This window comes from Marinomonas transparens (assembly GCF_016463975.1).
Classification (GTDB): Bacteria; Pseudomonadota; Gammaproteobacteria; order Pseudomonadales; family Marinomonadaceae; genus Marinomonas; species Marinomonas transparens.
Map to the genome: position 1 here is coordinate 183,117 of NZ_JAEMNX010000002.1, position 21,844 is coordinate 204,960.

Consider the following 21,844-nt stretch of genomic DNA (forward strand, 5'->3'; position numbering starts at 1 on the left):
AAAAAAGCCAAAAGACATGTCTTTTGGCTTTTTTTTGCGCGTTTTAAGCAAAGTTATTAGAAAAAACCGAGCGGATTCACATCATAGCTAATCAACATATTCTTAGTTTGTTGATAATGCTCTAATGCAATTTTGTGAGTCTCACGACCCACACCTGATTTTTTATAACCTCCAAATGCAGAATGGGCAGGATACTGATGATAACAGTTCATCCATACTCGACCCGCTTCTAGATTACGCCCCATACGATAAGCAAGATTCGTATCTCGTGTCCAAACCCCTGCCCCCAAACCAAACTCACTATCATTAGCAATAGCCAACGCCTCGGCTTCGTCTTTGAAGGTCGTAATACTGATCACAGGGCCAAAAATTTCTTCTTGGAAGACACGCATCTCATTAGAGCCTTTGAACATGGTTGGCTGGACATAAAACCCCTTACCAAAGCCATCAACCGAAGCCACATCACCACCGATCAATAGCTCTGCACCTTCCTTCTTACCTATATCGATATAACTCATGATCTTATCAAATTGCTCTTTAGAGGCTTGGGCCCCCACCTGCGTATCCGTATCTAAAGGATCTCCACGTTTAATATTCTTCGTGCGCTCAATGGCTAAAGCTATGAATTCGTCATAAATTGATTCTTGAATCAAAACACGAGAAGGACAGGTACAAACCTCACCCTGGTTGAAGAAAGCGAGAACCAAACCTTCAATACTCTTACTAATAAAAGCCTCTTCTTGCTCCATTACATCGGCAAAGTAGATATTTGGTGATTTGCCACCCAACTCAACGGTTGAAGGAATAATATTTTCTGCAGCACATTTTAGAATATGAGAGCCAACTGGAGTGGAACCAGTAAAGGCAATTTTAGCAATACGCTTACTGGTAGCTAAGGCTTGACCCGCTTCTGCCCCATAACCATTAACAATATTTAAAACGCCTGGAGGAAGCAGGTCTTGAATAACTTTGACCAACTCTAGAATCGAGGCAGGAGTCTGCTCTGCAGGTTTCAATACCACACAGTTACCTGCGGCAATAGCAGGCGCCAATTTCCAAGCGGCCATTAAAATAGGGAAGTTCCACGGGATGATTTGCCCAACAACACCAAGCGGTTCATGAAAGTGATAGGCCACGGTATTTTCATCTAGCTCCGCAGTCGTGCCTTCCTGAGCTCGCAAGCAGCCCGCAAAATAACGAAAATGATCTGCTGCTAATGGAATATCTGCATTCAGTGTTTCACGTACCGCTTTACCATTATCCCAAGTTTCTGCTACCGCGAGCGCTTCAAGGTTTTGCTCAATACGGTCAGCAATTTTCAACAACAGATTAGAACGATTAGTGACTGATGTTTTCCCCCATGCGGCACGCGCTGCATGGGCAGCATCAAGTGCTAAATTAATATCTTCTTCTGTAGAGCGAGGTATACGACAAAAGACTTCGCCAGTTACCGGACTAATATTCTCAAAATACTGACCTTTAACAGGTGTGACCCATTCTCCGCCAATAAAGTTGCCATATTCCGCTTGAAAAGAAATAACGCTACCTGTACTACCTGGTGTTGCATAGATCATAAAGTTTCTCCATTTTTGTTGTTTTTATTTCAGAGGTTAACCCCTCCTACCACTTTAGAAAAAATCAAACAAAAAGACTTGCCTGTCAGTCCATGAAACTTGTCTGACGATCCAGTATTAGTATTGACCCAACGCCCTTCAAGAGTGATGATGAAACAACATAAAATAAACCACGCCAAACAAAAAATATAAGAGGTGTGAACATGGGTCGTTCAATGTCAGCTGCCAGTCCATTACTATGGCAAAAACGTATAGCAACTCAACTGGTAGAAAACCGCGTCTGTTTTGCTGGCCCCCATGCCGAGCTAAGTATTTACGATACCTATGAGCAAGCACAAAAAGTCAGTTTAAAAGCCGACTCTTTATTATATTGCGGCATGGTGACAGGAGCGAAAGTCATGCATACCGAGTTTCAAAAAGACATATCCTTTCTTCCGCACGAGTCTTTCATTCTCGCACCAGATCAAGAAGTCTTTATCGACTTCCCCGAAGCACAACTAGACAAACCAACGACCTGTCTCACGGTAGAAATATCCAAAGAAAGGGTCGCGCAAATTTGTGACCGAATGAACGACATCCTAGTGAAATCAATGCCCTCTGGTACTATTATCGACCCTAACCAGCCATTGCATACCTTACATACTCAGGCAACACAACAGGTCTTAGACCGCCTGACCAGTGACTTTATACAAAATGACCCTGATCGGGATTTATTGGTCGATTTTGGTGTAAATGAATTAGTGACGCGAATTTTAAGACACCATGGTAGAGATGCACTCTTACACTTTAGTCTGAATACACCTGATGCAAATGAATTAACCAATGTCTTGCACTGGATAGAACAAAATTTGACCATGCCTTTAGATTCAGAAAAACTAGCAAAAATTGCCTGCATGAGCCGCAGTCGGTTTTACCAAACATTTAAACGTCAACTGGGCTGTACTCCTCTAGAATACCAACACCAACGCCGTATGAATCTTGCTTATCAAAGGCTACAAGAACATCATTCAGTGACAGAAGTAAGCTATGAGGTAGGCTACCTAAGCTTGAGCCATTTTAGCCGCCGCTTCCATCAACACTTTGGCATTTCACCTAAACAGGTTGAGCGAAGACACGCAGCGCCTCCAGTCCATAAGAAACTGAATTAAAGGCGCGGTTTTATTAGCAATGACATTTAAGCTTGAAGAAGTCGAGACCGACAATAAAGGAAAACCATCAGCATAAAGGCAAGAGTTGCGGTTAATGCGATAAATGGCACAGAAGCCCCCAACTGATACAAGGAAGCCAATACAATAGGCCCTAATGCCGCTCCAATCCCTTGCATAGAAGCATTGATACTCGCTAATCGACTCTGTTGATCATCTTCTACTAACAAGGTTTGCGCCGTTACAACCCCAGGAAACAAAAAACCAAACCCCATACCAAGCAACCCCATGGCGATAAATATTCCCCAATAAGAGGTTAAAAAGATAAAGGCCAATTGTGATAAAACACCAATACCTACACCGGTAAAGATTAAGGTGACGACTCCAAGCTGAAATCTAGGAACCAATACCATCTGAACCACAATACTAAAGAAAGACATGGTCATCATGGCAAAGCCTAATTGATGCGTTGTCTGCGCCGCATCAAGATGAAACCTGTCCTGTATCAAAAAGCCCATTATCTGCTGTACGCCAGTCATGGATAAAACCACTAAAATGGACATGCCTAAAAAAGGCATAACAGGCTGCTTTAACCAATTAATGATTGGCTTTTTTTCTAATTGACGAACATGCTTCTTATCCTTTACGCATAGGACGACCAATATGGCGGCGATACCAGCCAGAAAAGAGATAATAAAGAAAGGTGCAGTTAAACCCAAACCACTCAATAAGGCTGCAAAAGCCGGTCCTATTATCATTCCGATACTAAATGAAGCCCCTATCATGGCGATGTTAGCACTGCGGTTACTAACGTCACTATGAGCAATCAAATAGGTTTGAACAGCAGGTAAAATCCCAGCAATGCCAAGCGCAAAAACCACCCTCAGCAATAACACACTGTAATAAGCTTGTTCCGCTGATAAGTCAGTTAATAGAGCTTGCTGAAGAACGAAACCTGTCAATGCTATCGTAACGGCATAACTGCCCATTCCGATAATCACAGAACGAACACGCCCGATACGATTGATAATTCCCCCCCAAAGGAATGCAGCAACAATAAATGCAACGGCACCGGCGGTAATAAGTGTACTGATTCGAACATCCGCTAGACCAATTTCACGACCAATAGGCGGTAAAGATGTAAAAATAAAAGACTGCCCAATGCCCACTTGAACCAAGCACAATAACAATAACCAACGAGAAAGACGCTCGCTGAACGCTGGAGTTGAGCTCTTCAATTTTTATCCTTAATTCAAACTTGAGTGATAGTAAACACGGGGTAAAATACAAGGCGCTAAATTAGCGAAGGACACAGTCCTGATGTATTAACAAAGTAGCATAGAATGCTAATAAGATTGTGGTTTTAATACGCAAATCCATACCTTATATCCGTTCATTTTAGCTAACGACAAACCTGTCTTTTTCTATTATCTAGACAATTAACTTCCTACAAGGCTGCTATGTCATCGCTTATTAAACAATCAAACTTTGTGCATTTTTGGATTGGGCAAATCGCCTCCTCCTTTGCTTTTCAAATGCTCAGTGTAGGCATTGGCTGGCAAATGTATGACCTCACCAATAGCCCTATGGCATTAGGCTTGGTCGGATTATGTCAATTCCTTCCTCAACTTCTACTCACTCTAGTGGTTGGTCATGTGGCAGACCGTTACAATCGACGCTTTATTTGTATCTGCACCCGTTTCACCATGGCAAGCACGGTCGCTATTCTCGCTTATGGCAATCTCAATGACAGTATTTCTGCCAATATGATTTATCTGTGCGCCGCGCTACTTGGCTCAGCTCGTGCCTTTGAAATGCCAGCATCACAAGCAATTCTGCCCAACCTAGTACCAAAACATATGCTATCCAGTGCAGTCAGCGCTATCGCCTCTGCTCGTGAAATCTCGGTTATAGCAGGCCCAGCACTAGGAGGTGTTATTTACCTACTAGGGCCCACAACACTGTACTTTTCTAGCATGAGCTGCTTTTTAGTTTCTTGCACTATTTTGCTCTTTTTACGCTACAACTTTGTGGCTCAAGAAAAGGCCCCTATTAATTTGAGCTATTTACTGGGTGGGCTGTCTTATATCCGTGGCAATAAAACCATTCTTGGATCAATCTCTCTCGACATGTTCGCCGTTTTATTAGGTGGGGCAACGGCATTGCTGCCTATTGTCGCCAAAGATATCTTACATACAGGGCCTTGGGGGCTAGGTTTACTACGCTGCGCCCCAGCTCTCGGAGCACTTTTAATGTCTATTTATCTTGCTCGAAGACCACTAGAGCACAGCGTGGGAAAAATCATGTTTGCAGCAATAGCCGTATTTGGTGTGGCTACCATCCTATTTGGCCTTTCAGAAAATCTTATCTTATCTATGAGCGCTCTCATCTTACTTGGAGCCTCTGACATGATCAGCGTAGTTATCCGCTCTACCCTTGTGCAACTTGAAACACCAGATGAAGTTCGAGGGCGAGTCAGCGCTGCTAACTCGGTTTTTATTGGCAGTTCAAATCAACTAGGGGACTTTGAATCTGGCGTCACAGCCACATGGTTTGGTGTTGTCCCGGCCATCATTGTTGGCGGTATCGGCACCATAGCGGTAGTAGGAATATGGATGTATCTTTTCCCCAACCTAGTAAAGCGAGACACTCTACATACAGCCGAAAAATGACCATCTTAAAGTGGTTGAGGTATGTCATTTTTTACCTTAACCACTTTAGACTTAATCAGAATTATTTCAAAAATCCCCCATAAGCCAAGCGCATAAAACACAAAGCTCACACCTAATAAAGTTAACCCTAAAGACTCTCCCAGCAAGCCGCTCAAAAAAGGCAAACTCATCGCCCCCAGAACGGCACCACTCATTTGAAAACCAATAGCATGAGTAGAATAGGCCTTCTCCATGCGCTTTGCAGTTTGAGAAACCATACAAGGAAAAAGCGGTGCAGCACAAAATCCCATCAAGGTTAACCCTAGGTAACTCGCATAAGGTGTCGTATTAATACAAAATGACAAGGCACCTAAAACCATCCCCATTAGGCAAAACCTTAATAATGAATCAATCGCAAAACGCTCTACTAAAAAACCAAAAATGGCACGGCCAAAAGCAAGCGCCCCCCAGTATACTGCAACCCACATACCAGCATTAGCCACAGATATTCCACGGGACTCGGTCATCAGAGAAAAAGCCCATTGCCCAACTCCCACTTCGAACCCTGTGTACAAGAAGAAAAAGGCTATCTGGAAACGCACAATGGGATGAGCTAAAGCCTGTCGTTGAGAAACCACAACCACCGGGGCAACTTCACCAACTTGCCTATACAGGTGCTTATCACTACTCCACAGATGCCGACTAAAAACAAATACCGCTGTCATCAGCAAAAGAATGCAGGCTAGAACACCATAGCCAAGACGCCAATTTTGCAAACCATGTACCAAAACAAAGGTCACAATGAGTGGGCCAAGCGTTGCTCCAACGCCAAAAGCCGCATGCAGCCAATTCATATGCTTGGCAGTAAAATGTTCGGCGGCATAAGAGTTTAAACCCGCATCAATTGCTCCAGAGCCCATTCCAATCACAATGGCATATAGAGAAAAAAGAAAGAAGTCACTACTCATTGCAAAGCCGAATAAGCCCATACTCACTAATAGACTACTGATTGATAACAACCAACCGATGCCGAATTTAGCCAGTAATACACCGACCGAAAAGCTGGATAGTAAATAGCCAATGCCACCCGCAGTAATGACAATTCCCAACCAACCTATGGGGACGTCAAATTCAGCCTTTACAAAAGGCCAATTAATACCATGGGCAGCGTCTGGCAAACCCAAACTAATGAAGCCTAAATAGGCAATGATGAGTAAAATACCCGATGTGCGCATAACAATCGCCCCTTATCTCTTTATGCTATTAAATCGAACGCCACATCAAACTTAAATCTTTAAATTCACTTCGAATCACTTAAACAACTTATGTTTTTTTCTCTCTATGCGCTTCCATTTCCAACTGGGCGATTCCCCCTTAATGTAATAAATAAGTAACAGTAAAAAAGTACTAATGCCTACCCAGATGCTCCATTGGATAAGCGTCTCCTTGGGATCAAAAATAAAGCTGATCGCAATAACAACGAACATATACAAGCTCCAAACAAGCCAACCTTGCCAGGTATTCGGCTTGCCCCACCCCCAACCATTCTTCTTTGCAGGAAACCAAGTTACTTTTTTACTGTCACTCATTCTTATCCCCTAAAACACACCTTAAAATAACATCCACTACAGGCCTCCAGCCGCTCACAAAACGAAACTCTGAACATAAAAAAAGAGCTTAAAATAGCTCTTTTTTTATGTTCAACATCAACCATCAATCAATTCGATAAAAATTCACCGCGCGTTTTATCACTACGTTTAAACATACCACCTAATGCTGTAGTTTGCGTCGATGAACTCGCGTCCATCACACCTCGCGCTTTCACACAGTAGTGAACAGCATTAATACTAACGGCTACATCTTCGGTTTCCAGCAAAGCCTGTAATGTCACTAAAATTTGCTGAGTTAAACGCTCTTGCACCTGGGGGCGCTGAGCGAAAAAACGTACAATACGATTAATTTTAGATAAACCAATAATCTTGTCATTCGGCAAGTAAGCGACTTTTGCCATGCCATCAATAGTCACAAAATGGTGCTCACAAGTGCTAGTGAAACTAATATCTTTCACCTTCACCATTTCATCCACTTTCATCTTATTTTCGATGACAGTAATTTTAGGAAACTGGCTATAGTCTAGCCCTGAAAAAATCTCCTTTACGTACATTTTCGCAATACGGTGGGGAGTTTCACACAAGCTATCATCGTTTAGGTCTAAACCTAAGGTTTCCACAATATCTGTAAACGCACTCTTGATACGGAAATACTTTTCTTCGGTTGTGAGTCCATTATCAATCATCGGCGTCTCTAAGCCACTATTGACCAAGGCCTCGCGTACCTTTATTGCGGTTTCTGAAAGAACAGGACTCGTTCCTTTTATCACTTCTTCTGAAAGGATAAGCCCATTTCCTTTAATTGTTTCTGCTATGAAAGTTTTCATAAATTCATCCTAAGTTACTTAGCCCTCTCAAATGTTATGGAGGCTTTCAAAGGTCCATTTAGCTTTTACACCAAATGCCGACCTCCATCCAAGGGCAAGGTTCGACCCGTTATATAGCGGCTACTTAATATATATTGTATCGCCAACACGCCCTCTTGCTCACCAGGCTCCCTTTGAAGAAGAGACTTATTCAAGGTTTTTTGTCGATACTCCTCATCATCATTATCACTAAACATCAATAACGAAGGTGCAATAGCGTTTACCTTGATATGAGGAGCAAACCGCTTAGCAAACGAGTAAGTTAAATTGGTTAAACCAGCCTTACTTGATGCATAGGCAATGTGATTATTACTACCATTTTCAGACACATAATCCGTCATGTGAATAATATCTGCTTGACCTTCTATTTTAGAACCCGCACATAATAATTCTTCAAATGCGAGATTTATACGGTAAGGTGCTGAAACATGAACTTGCCACATTTTTTCCATTAATAAAGCCGTATCCGATGCGTTTTTCTCAGACACCCATTCAGAAGCATTGTGGATAATACCAGCAAGCGCCTTATAGTCTCGCTGTATACTAGCAATAAACTTATCTACCCCTAATTGCGTTGAAAAATCCGCTTGAATACAACTAATACCTTGGTTTTCTAACAGTTCAAAGTCTTCTCGTGGTGTGCGATAAGTAATAATCACTTCGTAATTCTGGGCCACCAGAGCCTTTGCACAGGCCAACCCAAGACGTTGACCTCCACCAGTAATAATAATAGGTGTTTTACGTGTCATTTAAAGCCATTCCTGCTGAGTCACTCTTGTGAAACACTAAAGTATTCGCTAAGACTCGTTTTTTAGCAACTGAGACTCGTACGTGAATACCTTTCAAGTGGATCACTTTGTTGTTAATCACTCTCTTTTACTATAAATGGGCTTAGTTATCTACTTCACTTCTAACGGCATAGAAAAGATGAGCGGCTAAAGAATATAGAAAAGTAAGTGATAGCTCAAAGAATCATGGCTTAAGCCATAATTCTTTGAGCACAAAGGTGTGATTTGGTCTTAAAAGAAAAATCAATGCCATATGTGTTGGAGGTTTGTGCCCAAAGCGATGCACATAAGTCCGTGAGATTCGATTCATCTCCTGTTTGTAACCAAGCAACAACCGCTTTAGCAACATTAGGATAGGAAATTTGCACCACGCGGCTACTTTCCAACCAATGTTGAATAATATCAGCATTCAAAGTCTCTGAGGTTCGAGCAAGCCCTAATGATTCTAACGCGATCACATTAGAGTGCTGCTCTATTTGCTTATGAAGAGGTTTCACTAAAATACGCCGCCCTAGCTGCAAGGCTTCCGAATTTAGCTCAAACCCAGCATTACACAATACAGATTCACACTCACTCAGGTTTTGCTGGAACCGCTGGCGACTAAAAGGAAATATCTCGATATGTCCATACACGCCCGGCTCAATATCCTTACAATGCATTCGAAAGCGATAATTAGGCACGTCTTCCAACCACTCTAAAACGGCTTCACTGTTTTCAAACGGTAAATACACTAGAACCTGTTCTGCATCTGGACTATTACGAGTTTCACTGGAATGAATGAGTGGCGGTAGAATAGGACAACCAAAATGATGCCAATGGGCCCCCAACTGAGTAGACGCAGGAGCGAAGTTAGCCATAATCAACTGGGCAATACGATCTCCCTTATAGCGAGGAATATCGTGCTGAAAAGCATATTGATGACCAAATCCGATACAGGGTATGTTTTGACGCTTCGCAGCCCAAGCCACAATGGGCTCAAAATCAGTGATAACGAAATCATAACCACGAGCATTAAACTGGCGAATATCACGGTATAACGTTAAAAATCGAGCATTACGACACGTCGCATACAAATCCAATTGACCATTACGAGCAATAAAACTGAGACCTTCAAAGGTACGGTAGTTGCCAAATACTTCCATATCAAAGTATTCATTCGCTGGGCGTCCTGAAAAGACAAAGTCTACTTCAATACCCGCCTCTTTCATTTCTGCGGCCATCGCCCTTGCGCGAGTAATATGACCATTGCCCGTTCCTTGGACACCATACAATATTTTCATGCCAGCATACCTATCATAAGGATGGCACAGCTACTACCTAGCAAAGCGCCCATGACCGTATCTGTAGGAAAGTGCACCCCAAGAAAAATTCGAGAACAGCCGACATTAATAGCCCAACAATATAAGAGAATATTTAATCCTGGGAACCAGTCACTCAAACAATAGGCCACAAAGAAAGCACCTGAAGTATGCCCAGATGGAAAAGAAAATTGATCGGACGGAATGATAAAACTATTAAAGCCTTCCAGAGCATCGGCGGGGCGATTACGTTTAAAGCCATGCTTTAGAATAAAATATAAACACCGCTCTAATAAAAAACCGCCGACTAAAACAAGTACTAATGTTTCATAGCCTGCCCACCATAACATAGCGGCAATTAAGGCATATAAAGGGCCATCAGCCGTAAAAGAAACGGCACGGCCAATCTTAGTTAAAGTAACTCGACGCTTCCTTGCCATACACCAGTAGAAAGTATGGACATCAAACGCCTGTATATTTTGAAGTATATTCATTTATGCCACCTCATTGAGTTGTCTTACAACCCAACATAAAGGACTAAAATGTCAGTTCCGGGGCATTTTGATGACAATTTTGTGACAATCATAGAAAGCAAAAACGCCTCGACAAAGCGAGGCGTTTTTATCTTTTTAGAACAAGATATTAGAATAAAATCTATTATTTCATTCCATTCATTTTTTTGAACATAGTAATCATTGCAGTAGGCTTAACTTTCTTATTACTGCTATTCAATGCATATACTACGGTCTCACCTTTTGGCCCTGCACCTATGTCTGTATAACGTAATGGCACTTCACCTACGGTACGCGCCGAGTTCATTTCTTTCAAAGAACCAAATACATAAATACGACCTTCTACACGCATTTCACCATAAAAAGGCTCTGCACCCGCTAACTTGCCTTCATACATATCAATAGAAGCAATGCCCGATGTTTTCTTTTTATCTGCGCTCGTTAGACCGAATACAATCGTTTCGCCCTTTGGACCTTCGCCAATATGAACTTTACGAAATGTTGTTTCTCCAACCGCTAAAAAGGACTCATAGGTTGCGCGATCATCAAACACATAAATACGACCTTCATGATGCACTTCATACAAATCTTCATTGTTCATAGAAGCCGCTTCAGCAACAGGTTGTGTATGACCTTTTTTAGCATTTTCGCCACCGCAAGCAGTCAATAGAGATAGCGCCATTACACTTGCAGCAACAGGAAGAAATTTCATTTTCATGGTTGTACTCCTAGGTTGAATTGCTATCTACCTTAGAAGCAAAAAATGACATAGCGATGACAACTTTATGACAAAAAAATGTCAGTATGGATTTTATAGCCAATTGGTCAACATAATACCAAGCCCAACAGACTGAGTGTGGTGATCATAATCCAGTAAAGATTGCCCATAACCATTAAAGTATTGAACATAGCCCCTAGACCTTCCCCATAAGGGAAAATTAAAACCCAATTGCAATGAGCCTTTATTACCTGATAGACGTAAATTATTGCGTATCATGGCATCAATACTGTAGTCACCAATAATATGTATCATGCTAAATTCACCATAGCCATAATAACGCTCGATATTCGGGTTATCATCTATCTCTTTGCTTTCAGGTAGGCGGTACCAAGGCTTAATAGAAAAGGCCGTATTTCCTTTTTCAAATAAAATGTCAGCGTATACACGGTTCCAAGAACGTGACAACTCACCAGACTGTCCATTCGACTGATGTACAAAGCCATAGATCACATACTCAGGCTTCACGCCAAACAAATCCCATTTAGGCTTGGTCGAAATAAAAACCTCAGGTTCATAATTCGTATCGCGAAAGGGTGAGGAGATATTGCTGTTATAAGCTTGCCAATATGAGCGCTGGGTATAACCCACCCACAAACTGGTATTACGCCCGACAATGCCATAAGCCAATGGAAACTTCAGACTCACTTGAAACGTAAACTCTAAGTTATCCAAACTTTCCGTATCAGCCTTATCTCCTAAAAACGTTTCATCCTCCATGCTATTGCTATAGCTAATAGGCAAAAAATAAGTCGGCTTATGGGGCGTTAAAACAAAGGGATTATCGACGGTAGCAGCCTCGCGAATCGCTCGTTGGGCAAACAAGCCTTTCGCATCACGGGCACGCTTTTCAATGGATTCAGGAGCTTGAGGCTCTTCTGGACGATAAGTCTCTTCCGTTTCACTGGTAGAATTTGCCGCTGCCGACGATGATTGATGTGGTGCTGATACGGCTTCGCCCTGTGCCCAAAGTAAGCTAGGCAAAAACATCACACACCATGCAATGACTTTCATCTGTTGGTACCTTTTGAATAGCATAAAAAGAAGACTTACCGTCTCAAGAAAGCACCACTTTTTTACTGTAGCTATCTCGTTCCATATCACATATTTCAACCGTGAAACTAACCTCGGTTAACGAGAATCCAGTTAAGGCTTCTAATACCCGCTGGGAAAGATCTCTTTTTTGCTCCGTCGTACGCCCAGACAAAATACGTAATGTCACATGGATAAAGGCATCTTCACGACCCGCCGTCATAAAGCTTTTATAAGGAGAACTACGTAGCTTAACGTCTTCTTCGGTAAAAAGTGCCGATGCAAGACAGGCGTTTTTCACCGCTTCCAACAAGTCTGCCGGTGGTACTTCTTGTTCTAAATTCTGGCTATATTCAACAATACAATGGGGCATTTTTTTTCCTGTTATTGGATTTATTAGATGAAGGGTAAGGACTAATAACCTCGATTCAAATCAACAGCCTCTGGAATACTAGCATCCAATCGATAACGAAGAACATTGTCTGCGACAATTTTACTGGCACTTTGAGGGTGAGTCGGTGCAGAAATATGTGGTAATACACTCACATTTTGATGCCTCCAATAAACATGATCTGAAGGCAAAGGCTCTTGCATAAAAACATCTAATACTGCATGGGAAACATGTCCTTGCTCAAGGGCATCAAGCAAAGCAAGATCATCGATAATAGGCCCCCTGGCGAAGTTAATAAGACCGGCTCCAAATGGCAACAAAGACAAGTTTTTCTCACCCAACAGGCCCTTTGTCTGTGGCGTCAAAGGCAACAGGCAAATCAGAATATCACTTTGACTCAATAGCTGGCCGAGCCCGTCTTCACCATGAAAGCATTGAACACCTGCCACCAGCTTTGCTCGGCGACTCCAGCCTGAAACAGAAAAGCCATTATCTACTAGACGTTTAGCGCTAACCTGCCCTAGCTCTCCTAGTCCCAGAACACCTATACGGCGATCCTTGGCTCGTACCATAGGCTTTTGTAACCAAATAACCTGCTCTTGTTGTTGTGTATAAGTGGGCATATCTCGATGCAAAAAAAGAGTCCAAGCGAGCACAGCTTCGGACATAGTATTAGTCAACTCAGGGTCAACAAGACGAACAATAGAAAAACTTGGGGAAACCAACTCATTAATCATGCGTTCTACTCCCACCCAAACACTGTGAACCCACTTTAAATTAGGCAGCATCAATAAATCCTGAGGACTCGGATTAGCAACAATAGCCAAATCACACTGCATTCTTTGATCGTCCGTCAATTCGGAAAAAGGCACAACCACCTCATTCGGCATCGAGGCTGATAACGCTGCAATCCAAATAGATTGATTCGAGGCATTCGCTCGGCTCACAAAAGGAATCATCTGTTTCTCTCTTTTAACATGCTGTTAAGCCCCTCACTGTAGACGCCCTTCAGATGACGCTTCAGCATCATGAAAGCCGACCATATTAATATACTCAGGGCGGGTATTCGGTATTGGGTTTATCTCGTTGAAAAGTTGCGAACGGCTTTGATTTTCAATGATACGAACATGGGAGCGATTCAATTCTCTTGGCTCTTTCACACCACACGAATGGGCAATCATGCCGATACCATGCACAAGCCCTTCCACGTAGTGCGCCACTCTCTCAGATTTTACCTGTGGCACTAACCCTTTTTGCAACTCTGGGTTATGAGTAGTAATTCCTGTCGGGCAGGTATTCTTGTTGCATTGCAAAGCTTGAATACAGCCTAACGAGAACAAAAAACCCCGCGCTGTCACCACAAAGTCAGCACCTGCGCTCAATGCCCAAGCCGCTTTTCCCGGCACAATCAACTTGCCCGAAGAAATGATTTTAATGTACTTTCGCAAACCATAGGCCGTTATAATATTTACGACCATTGGTAAGCTCTCTCTCAAATGCATTCCGACATAATCCATCAAAGGTTGAGGGGCCGCCCCTGTACCACCATCGGAACTGTCAATGGTGATAAAATCAGGGCAATACTCAATGCCCTTCTTATGTATCAATTCACATAAGGTTTCAAAAAATTTAAGATCTCCCACCACCATTTTAAAACCCACTGGCTTAGAAGTAACCTGACGAACACGATTTATCATATTTAAAAGGTCATCAACCGATTTGATGTCTCTATGTCCATTTGGACTAATAGAATCTTGTCCAGCAGGAATACCTCGAGTATGCGCAATTTCCTCTGTCACTTTCTCACCAGGTAACATGCCACCTTTCCCAGGTTTGGCTCCTTGACTCATTTTAATTTCAAACATGCGAACAGTTTCATGCGCTGCAATTTTTGCTAATTTTTCATCATCCAAATGCCCTTCTTTATTTCGCACACCATACTTAGCCGTACCAATTTGAAAAACTAAATCACAACCGCCTTCAAGATGGTAAGGAGACAAACCCCCTTCCCCTGTGTTCATCCAAATACCCGCTTTTCGAGCCCCATTTGATAAAGCCTGCACCGCAGGTTTCGATAAAGCACCAAAGCTCATTCCTGAGATGTTTACCACAGAATTAGTTCTGTAGGGGGTCTTAGCAGTGTATTCGCCAATGCAAACATCTCTTGGCTGAACCGCATCTTCATCTAGGGTAGGAAAAGCGCAATTTAAAAAGAAAATATCTCCCGGTGTTTCAAGGGTACGAGTAGAGCCAAAGGCAATGGTCGTATCAACCTTTTTAGCGGCTCGATAAGCCCAAGAGCGTTCAGCGCGATTGAAAGGCAGCTCCTCTCGATCCATCGCAAAAAAATACTGACGAAAAAACTCACCCAGGTGTTCAAAAAAGTAACGAAAACGTCCAACCACTGGATAGTTTCGTCTTATAGTATGAGCAGTCTGATGCGTATCTACCCAGTACATAACGGCAATGGAAACCACTAAGACAAGTAATAAAAAAACAAAAAAGAAAGCCCCCCAGTTCAGTGTTAATGTTGCCAATGAAGACAATAAATCCATAGCGATTCCCCTCTAAAATATAAAAGCACAGCCACAGAAGACTACGCCACATGCAAACTTATTTCTCGCACCAATCATGAAAAACATGGTTATTATCTGTCACACGAAAGCCAAGTGGCGGTGATTAACTAGAGCAATAGATAAGCAAAAACCCCAGCATGAATTTCATACTGGGGTTTTTACTTATTCGGTTTTACTTAAAGGTACAAAGTCTTAACCGATCACCGCACCATCTTCACGAGAAATCGCGATAACACTAGAACGAGGCACAGACTGACCGCCATCAGGCCAATGGGAGTTACCTTTCTCACCTGGATGCTGCACACTGATGAACATAGTAGTACGTTCCGCATTCCAAGCAGAGCCAGTAATCTCACACTCTTTTGGCCCAACTAAGAAGCGGCGAATCTCACCCGTTTCTGGATCACCTACCAACATCTGGTTATTACCCTGACCTTGAAAGCCTTTCTGGTTAGAGTAATTACCATCCGTTTGAATCCACAATAACCCCTTAGAATCAAACTTCAAACCATCAGGAGAATTAAACATATTGTCTTGATTCACATTCTGTGAGCCAGCATTCGCATCATCATACACCGCTGGATTACCGGCCATCACAAACAAATCCCACTTGAACTCACTACTAGTATGATCTTCATTCATGGGTTTCCAACGTAAGATCTGACCAAAGTTATTCTTCACTCGTGGGTTCGGGCCACCAGCAGGCGTGGCATCACCACCCGCATTTGGCTTCACACCACGATTTTTGTTGTTGGTCAAACAGCAGTAAACTTCTACTTTATTAGGGTTCGCTGCTACCCATTCTGGGCGGTCCATGGTCGTTGCCCCTACTTTAGAAGCCGCCATACGAGTATGAATAGAAATTTCAGCATCTGTCATACCGGTTGTTTTAGGTGTTAATGCTAGCCATTCCCCACGATTATTGTCATGGAATTTAGCCACATACAAGGTACCTTCTTCTAGCAAATCACGGTTATTACCACCGGCCAGATACTTATGCTTGGATACAAAACGGTATAAAAACTCGCCACGTTCATCATCCCCTAAATACACCACTACGTGACCATCAGACGCAATGGTTAACTCTGCATTTTCATGTTTAAAGCGACCAAGAGCCGTACGCTTTTTAGGACGAGAAGTCGGATCTAATGGGTCGATTTCAACCACATAACCAAAACGATTGGGTTCATTGGGCTCTTTAGTAAGATCAAAACGCTCATCTCCCAACGCCCAATCATAACGACCTTTCGTACTGACACCGTAACGCTTAAACGCTTCAGGCATCTTGTAATCTTTGTCCTTGGCCGTGAAGTAACCATTAAAATTTTCTTCACAGGTTAAATAAGTGCCCCAAGGGGTTTGGCCATTACCACAGTTGTTCCAAGTCCCTTTAGCAACTAAACCTTTAGGGTCTGCTGATGTTTTCAGCCATTCATGGCCACGGGCAGGCCCCGTAATATCCATTTCTGTATCCGCAGTAATACGACGGTTATAAGGTGAATCCTGCACTATGCCCCAGTGACCGCCACGGTTATCCACTTCAACGATAGACACGCCATGTGCCGCTTTGTTCTTACGCACATCATCCGCAGTGGTTGGCATACCGCCTTCACGGTTAGCATGTAAGGTTTTTGCATTCGTGTATTCGTTATTGATCGCCATGACTTGCTTGCCATCTTTCGAGAAAAAAGCCATGCCGTCATTATGGTCACCAAAGGCCAATTCTTGAGAAGCGCCTGTACCGCCTGTGCTGGTATCTAATGCTGGTGCATTACTAAACAATGGATCGCCCCAGGAAACCAGCACTTCCCACTTGTAGCCTTTTGGCACGGTAACTGTATCTAGGGTATTGGCTTTCACCATACTAAAGGCAAGACGAGATTCAGTCTGATCCGCTGCTAACGCCTTACCTGCTGCTAGGCTTGTAGACCCCATAACAAAAGCACTAGCTCCAACGGCGGCACCGCCACCTAAAAAACCACGACGAGAGACCATCTTATGGGCTACTTCTTCAAACTCAACCACTTCCGGTGCTGGACGGACTAACTCATCCAGTTCATCAAAGCTCAATTCATTCTTATGTTTAATATTCATAATACTGCCCTGTTATTCAATAAATTATGCTTGCTCAATAAAGCTTACGCTTGTGAATAACTTCCCCCTGCAAAAGGAAGCAAACAATTAATTTAAAGATAAAACATGACATAGAAATGACAGTTCAATAACATTATGGTTATATAAATAAAGTTTATATAACTAACACCTAATAAAAGCCGCTCAGGATAGAGCTAAGGAAAGAGAAATGGACTTGTATATTCTTAACGCAATGCGATACAAAGCTAAGAACGTCGCCCTAATAATGTAAAATCAATAAAAAAACAACAGAAATAACAAAAAAACGACATATACCAGTTTAAATATCAAATATCATTGACGACAATCAAAGAGCTCAACAATAAAAAGGTTATCTTATGATAAATACACTACGTAAAATCCCGATAAACCTACGACTAACCAGCTTGGTTTTCTTCTTTTCTATCGGGCTGTTTTTAGTTGTTTATATGGCGCTTACCGTCAACAAACAATCTTTATTGGATCAAAAATACGCTCAAACAAAACATGTTGTAGAAACCGCTACAGGCGTTTTTAGCCATTTTTATAAACTTGAGCAATCAGGTGAACTCAGCAGAGCTGATGCGCAACGCTATGCCATGGAAACCATAAAAGACACACGCTATTCAAAATCTGAATATTTTTGGATCAATGACTACAACGCTGTCGTAGTAATGCACTCGGTCAAACCGGCACTCGATGGCAAAGATTTATCAAACCTAGCCGACCCCAATGGCAAAAAACTCTTTTCAGAATTCGTCAGAGTCGTTAAAGCTCAAGACGCGGGGTTTGTCGATTATTTATGGCCAAAACCCGGTAGTGAAAACCCAGTTGAAAAAATTTCTTATGTTCAGGGGTTTAAGCCCTGGGGTTGGATTCTTGGCTCTGGTGTTTATTTAGATGATGTAGACACCCAATTTCAACAGGAAGCCATTAGACTTGGCATTATCAGCGCCATCATTATTCTTATCACCCTACTTATTTCTTTTGTCATTGTGCGCTCTATTCTCTTACCTATTCGTCAGATACAAAACGCCCTAGGAAACATTGCTGACGGGGAAGGGGACCTAACAGCCCGTTTACCAAAGTCGGGTAATGACCAATTAACCCAAATTGCCACTTCTTACAATACCTTTGTTGAACGCTTATCCCAGACCCTCACAAAGGCGGTCTCTCTCAATAAAGAAGTAGAAGAAAAGAGTCTAGAGCTAAAATCGGTAGCGTCAAAAACGCAAGCTATCACGCAGCAGCGTGAAGGTATGTTTACTCAAATGGCTGACACCATAAGAGAAGTAGACAGCTTTAAAGACGAAGTCATCGAAAGCACCCAATCGACTATTACTTCAGCCCAAACAACAGTGGATAAAACCAAAACGGGGCAAGACTCTATTCAGCAAACGGTGCAGTCTCTCGATAAACTATCCAATGAATTGGATGCAGGCTTAAAAACTGTAGTACAACTTGCCGAGCAATCGCAAACCATCGGCTCGGTACTAGACGTCATCAGCGCTATTGCAGAGCAAACTAACCTATTGGCTCTTAACGCCGCCATCGAAGCCGCACGGGCAGGCGAACAGGGACGAGGCTTTGCCGTTGTTGCAGATGAAGTACGAGGTCTAGCAAGTCGTACTCAGGCGTCTACCGATGAAATTCAGGCCATGATAAGTAAACTGCAAAGCGGCGCTAAAGAAGCTGAAATACGCATCACAGAAAGCCACCAGCAATCTAAAAAAACCACAGAAGAGATTGCTCTCACGACCCAATACCTTCAAGAAATTGCCGCATCAGTTGATGACATAAACAAGGCCAGCAACACGGTAATTCAAAGTGTCACCATGCAAAGTGATATGGTACAAAAACTCAATCACCTCAACGAAGAAATCTCAGAGCTTTCCAATCAGGCAAGCCTACAGGTACGACAAAATAATGAAACCAGCGACGCATTAGCGAGAACGTCCCACCAAACCCAAGAAGTGATGGCGACCTTCAAGCTTTAAAGCTTCGCCTAGTGAAACACACAAAAAAGCCAACAACTTAACACTAAGTTGTTGGCTTTTTACATTCATCCGAACGATCTAATATCAGCCGTTGGCAACCAAACGTAGCTCTTGCTGGCTCGCTAAGTACTCATCATAAGTACCTTGGAAATCAATTACTTGTTGATCTTTTATTTCAATGACACGATTTGCCAATGACGACACAAAAGCTCTGTCATGGCTCACAAAAATCAAGGTGCCATCAAAATCCATCAAAGCATTATTAAGCGCTTCAATCGCTTCCATATCCATGTGGTTCGTTGGCTCATCCATAATTAATACATTGAGATCCATCATCATCAACTTACCAAATAAAAGGCGATTTTTCTCACCACCAGAACAAACACGCGCTTTTTTATTAAAGTCATCTGCGGTAAACAGTAAACGGCCTAACATAGCACGAACTTTCAAGTCATCGTGTTTCGCCGTACGCCATTGAGACATCCAATCAAACAAGGTTAAATCACAATCAAAATCTGCGGAACTATCCTGCGGACAATAACCAATCACGGCATTTTCTGACCATTTAATCTCACCTTGCTTTGCGTCCAACTCATTCATTAAACAACGCAGAAAAGTCGTTTTTCCAGCGCCATTCTCACCAATAATGGCCAGCCTTGAACCCGCTTCGACAATCATATTGCCACCGGTAAAAAGCAAGTCCTCTTCATAACCATGTCCGAGATCTTCCAAAATCAATGCTTGGCGATGCAGTTTCTTATCTTGTTTGAAATTAAGTGAAGGTGTCATACGGCTCGATTGCTTCACTTCTGACAATTCGATTTTTTCTAATTTTTTAGCACGGGAACTGGCTTGTTTCGCCTTCGATGCATTGGCAGAAAAACGGTTTACGAAAGCTTGAAGGTCATCCATTTCCGCACTCTTCTTTGCATTTTCGGTCAGCAACTGCTCACGAATCAAAGACGAAGCCTCCATGAAGTATTCGTAGTTACCTGGGTAAATTCTCAACTCACCAAAATCAATATCTGCCATGTGAGTACACACTGAGTTCAAAAAATGACGGTCATGGGAAATAATGATCATGGTGCATTTGCGTTGATTCAACACACCAGCCAACCAATTAATGGTATGGATATCCAAGTTGTTGGTTGGCTCGTCCAGTAGCAAGATATCTGGGTTAGCGAACAAGGCCTGTGCTAACAAGACTCGCAGTTTCCAACCCGGTGCAACTTGGCTCATCAAACCAAAGTGATATTCTTCTGCAATGCCCGCTTCTAACAAGATATCGCCAGCGCGACTTTCCGCACTGTAGCCATCCATTTCAGCAAACTCGGCCTCCAATTCACCAGCACGCATGCCATCTGCTTCGCTCATTTCTGGGTTAGCGTAAATAGCATCACGTTCCTGCTTTACTTTCCACAGAGCAGTATCGCCCATGATCACAGCATCCACGACGGAATACTCTTCAAAAGCAAACTGGTCCTGACTCAAGGTACCTACCTTTTCACCCACAGTAATAGATACGTTGCCAGAGGTTGGAACCAGTTTTCCACTCAGAATTTTCATAAAAGTAGACTTGCCACAACCGTTCGCGCCAATCAAACCGTATCGGTTGCCGTTGCCAAATTTTGCGGAGATGTTTTCAAACAGTGGCGTTGCGCCAAATTGCATGGTGATATTCGCTGTGGAAATCAAAAGAGAGTCCTGAGATAAAGAGTAATTGAAAGCCGTTTACACTTGTCTTGCTAAAAAGCGTACAAAATATAAACACAAATGGGGTGCGAATATAGAGACTTACACGGCTAAAGTCGAGGGCTAAAAGTAGTATTTGTGGAGGTATCTACTTTGTAGATAAAACCATTAGTAGAGAAGATAACTCGGATGTCTCTAATAACCGTTTTATCCTATCAAAATAACTGAGCCAATTTTTATCTAAGCTTAATAGCCTGCTGCAATAGCGGCCATTCCAATAAACTTTGCTGGTACTCACCCGCTTTTCCTTCTAATACAATACCATAGGACTGTAGTCGATAAGCCAAAATGGCGTAAAACGCATCCACAGCACCTGCTTGTTCAAACATAAAAGGCAACTTAGCTTGCGAGAAAATCGCCTCAACACGACTAATTTCTATCTGAATACTGTCATTGATGTCCACTAAAGGCGCGACAGCACCCAACGAGAACGGGCATTGGCTTCTTAGATTCATAAAGCCAGCATGCATTTCCATGCATAAACTTCTGGCTATCGCTCTTTGCGATGAATCCACTGGGTACAGAGCACCACCAGAGAGTTCATTTAAATATTCGACAATGGCTAAAGAATCATGCACGACTAAGCCATCATCCAACAAGGCAGGAACCAAGCCTGTAGGAGCATATTTCAGCACTTCTGTCTTATAACCACTTTTGCTTAAATCGATCCAAATAAGATCAAGCTTAACACCCGCTAACTGACTACAGATCCAAGCTCGTGATGACCAAGTGGATAAAGTGCCTACAACTAACTGCATAGTA

The 21,844-nt window shown here is 42.6% G+C and carries 19 protein-coding genes; 3 read left to right on the plus strand and 16 right to left on the minus strand.

The window, feature by feature from the left end; all coding sequences use genetic code 11:
• Positions 1 to 56 precede the first annotated feature (56 nt).
• On the minus strand, positions 57 to 1,574 hold the full coding sequence (gene exaC, locus I8J31_RS03275) for an acetaldehyde dehydrogenase ExaC (RefSeq protein ID WP_199466869.1): 1,518 nt from the start codon (positions 1,572 to 1,574) through the stop codon (positions 57 to 59).
• A gap of 203 nt (positions 1,575 to 1,777) precedes the next feature.
• Between exaC and I8J31_RS03280 the strand changes: the two genes are divergently transcribed.
• On the plus strand, positions 1,778 to 2,722 hold the full coding sequence (locus I8J31_RS03280) for a helix-turn-helix domain-containing protein (RefSeq protein WP_199466870.1): 945 nt from the start codon (positions 1,778 to 1,780) through the stop codon (positions 2,720 to 2,722).
• Positions 2,723 to 2,748: 26 nt separating this feature from the next.
• Here I8J31_RS03280 and I8J31_RS03285 read toward each other — a convergent pair whose 3' ends face one another.
• Positions 2,749 to 3,957, minus strand: coding sequence for an MFS transporter (locus tag I8J31_RS03285; RefSeq protein ID WP_199466871.1), 1,209 nt, complete (start codon positions 3,955 to 3,957; stop codon positions 2,749 to 2,751).
• 222 nt (positions 3,958 to 4,179) lie between these two features.
• Between I8J31_RS03285 and I8J31_RS03290 the strand changes: the two genes are divergently transcribed.
• Positions 4,180 to 5,391: an MFS transporter gene (locus I8J31_RS03290; RefSeq protein WP_199466872.1), complete on the plus strand. Its 1,212-nt coding sequence runs from the start codon at positions 4,180 to 4,182 to the stop codon at positions 5,389 to 5,391.
• A gap of 5 nt (positions 5,392 to 5,396) precedes the next feature.
• On the opposite strand, the gene I8J31_RS03295 is transcribed toward I8J31_RS03290, so the two are convergent.
• The 12 genes from I8J31_RS03295 to I8J31_RS03350 all read right to left on the minus strand — a co-directional run bounded on the left by I8J31_RS03295 (position 5,397) and on the right by I8J31_RS03350 (position 17,315).
• A complete protein-coding gene (locus tag I8J31_RS03295; RefSeq protein ID WP_199466873.1) occupies positions 5,397 to 6,605 on the minus strand; it encodes an MFS transporter in 1,209 nt (402 codons plus the stop codon).
• 75 nt (positions 6,606 to 6,680) lie between these two features.
• Positions 6,681 to 6,959: a hypothetical protein gene (locus I8J31_RS03300; protein ID WP_199466874.1), complete on the minus strand. Its 279-nt coding sequence runs from the start codon at positions 6,957 to 6,959 to the stop codon at positions 6,681 to 6,683.
• Positions 6,960 to 7,087: 128 nt separating this feature from the next.
• Positions 7,088 to 7,807, minus strand: coding sequence for a GTP cyclohydrolase I FolE (gene folE / locus I8J31_RS03305; RefSeq protein WP_199466875.1), 720 nt, complete (start codon positions 7,805 to 7,807; stop codon positions 7,088 to 7,090).
• Positions 7,808 to 7,872: 65 nt separating this feature from the next.
• Positions 7,873 to 8,595 carry a dihydromonapterin reductase gene (folM, locus tag I8J31_RS03310; protein ID WP_199466876.1) on the minus strand — a complete coding sequence of 241 codons (723 nt, stop codon included), beginning with the start codon at positions 8,593 to 8,595 and terminating at the stop codon, positions 7,873 to 7,875.
• Positions 8,596 to 8,825: 230 nt separating this feature from the next.
• On the minus strand, positions 8,826 to 9,914 hold the full coding sequence (locus tag I8J31_RS03315; protein ID WP_199466877.1) for an MJ1255/VC2487 family glycosyltransferase: 1,089 nt from the start codon (positions 9,912 to 9,914) through the stop codon (positions 8,826 to 8,828).
• Positions 9,911 to 10,426, minus strand: a complete 516-nt coding sequence (locus tag I8J31_RS03320) for a phosphatase PAP2 family protein (protein WP_199466878.1) — start codon at positions 10,424 to 10,426, stop codon at positions 9,911 to 9,913. Before I8J31_RS03320 ends, I8J31_RS03315 begins: the two co-directional genes overlap by 4 nt.
• Before the next feature lie 163 nt (positions 10,427 to 10,589).
• Positions 10,590 to 11,162 (minus strand): hypothetical protein, encoded by a 573-nt coding sequence (locus I8J31_RS03325; protein WP_233402561.1) that lies wholly within the window; start codon positions 11,160 to 11,162, stop codon positions 10,590 to 10,592.
• 93 nt (positions 11,163 to 11,255) lie between these two features.
• Positions 11,256 to 12,236 (minus strand): phospholipase A, encoded by a 981-nt coding sequence (locus I8J31_RS03330; protein WP_199466879.1) that lies wholly within the window; start codon positions 12,234 to 12,236, stop codon positions 11,256 to 11,258.
• Positions 12,237 to 12,279: 43 nt separating this feature from the next.
• A complete protein-coding gene (locus I8J31_RS03335; protein WP_199466880.1) occupies positions 12,280 to 12,627 on the minus strand; it encodes a 5-carboxymethyl-2-hydroxymuconate Delta-isomerase in 348 nt (115 codons plus the stop codon).
• A 41-nt stretch (positions 12,628 to 12,668) separates the two neighbouring features.
• Positions 12,669 to 13,604: a 2-hydroxyacid dehydrogenase gene (locus tag I8J31_RS03340; protein WP_199466881.1), complete on the minus strand. Its 936-nt coding sequence runs from the start codon at positions 13,602 to 13,604 to the stop codon at positions 12,669 to 12,671.
• A 33-nt stretch (positions 13,605 to 13,637) separates the two neighbouring features.
• Positions 13,638 to 15,200 (minus strand): FMN-binding glutamate synthase family protein, encoded by a 1,563-nt coding sequence (locus I8J31_RS03345; RefSeq protein WP_199466882.1) that lies wholly within the window; start codon positions 15,198 to 15,200, stop codon positions 13,638 to 13,640.
• 213 nt (positions 15,201 to 15,413) lie between these two features.
• Positions 15,414 to 17,315 (minus strand): PhoX family protein, encoded by a 1,902-nt coding sequence (locus tag I8J31_RS03350; protein WP_199466883.1) that lies wholly within the window; start codon positions 17,313 to 17,315, stop codon positions 15,414 to 15,416.
• 377 nt (positions 17,316 to 17,692) lie between these two features.
• On the opposite strand from I8J31_RS03350, the gene I8J31_RS03355 reads away from it, so the two are divergent.
• Positions 17,693 to 19,330, plus strand: a complete 1,638-nt coding sequence (locus I8J31_RS03355) for a methyl-accepting chemotaxis protein (RefSeq protein WP_199466884.1) — start codon at positions 17,693 to 17,695, stop codon at positions 19,328 to 19,330.
• Between the two features lie 84 nt (positions 19,331 to 19,414).
• Here the strand turns inward: I8J31_RS03355 and I8J31_RS03360 are convergent, their stop codons facing one another.
• Both I8J31_RS03360 and I8J31_RS03365 read right to left on the minus strand, forming a co-directional pair.
• Positions 19,415 to 21,025 (minus strand): ABC-F family ATPase, encoded by a 1,611-nt coding sequence (locus I8J31_RS03360; RefSeq protein WP_199466885.1) that lies wholly within the window; start codon positions 21,023 to 21,025, stop codon positions 19,415 to 19,417.
• A gap of 233 nt (positions 21,026 to 21,258) precedes the next feature.
• Positions 21,259 to 21,840 (minus strand): glutathione S-transferase, encoded by a 582-nt coding sequence (locus I8J31_RS03365; protein ID WP_199466886.1) that lies wholly within the window; start codon positions 21,838 to 21,840, stop codon positions 21,259 to 21,261.
• Between the last annotated feature and the right edge of the window lie 4 nt (positions 21,841 to 21,844).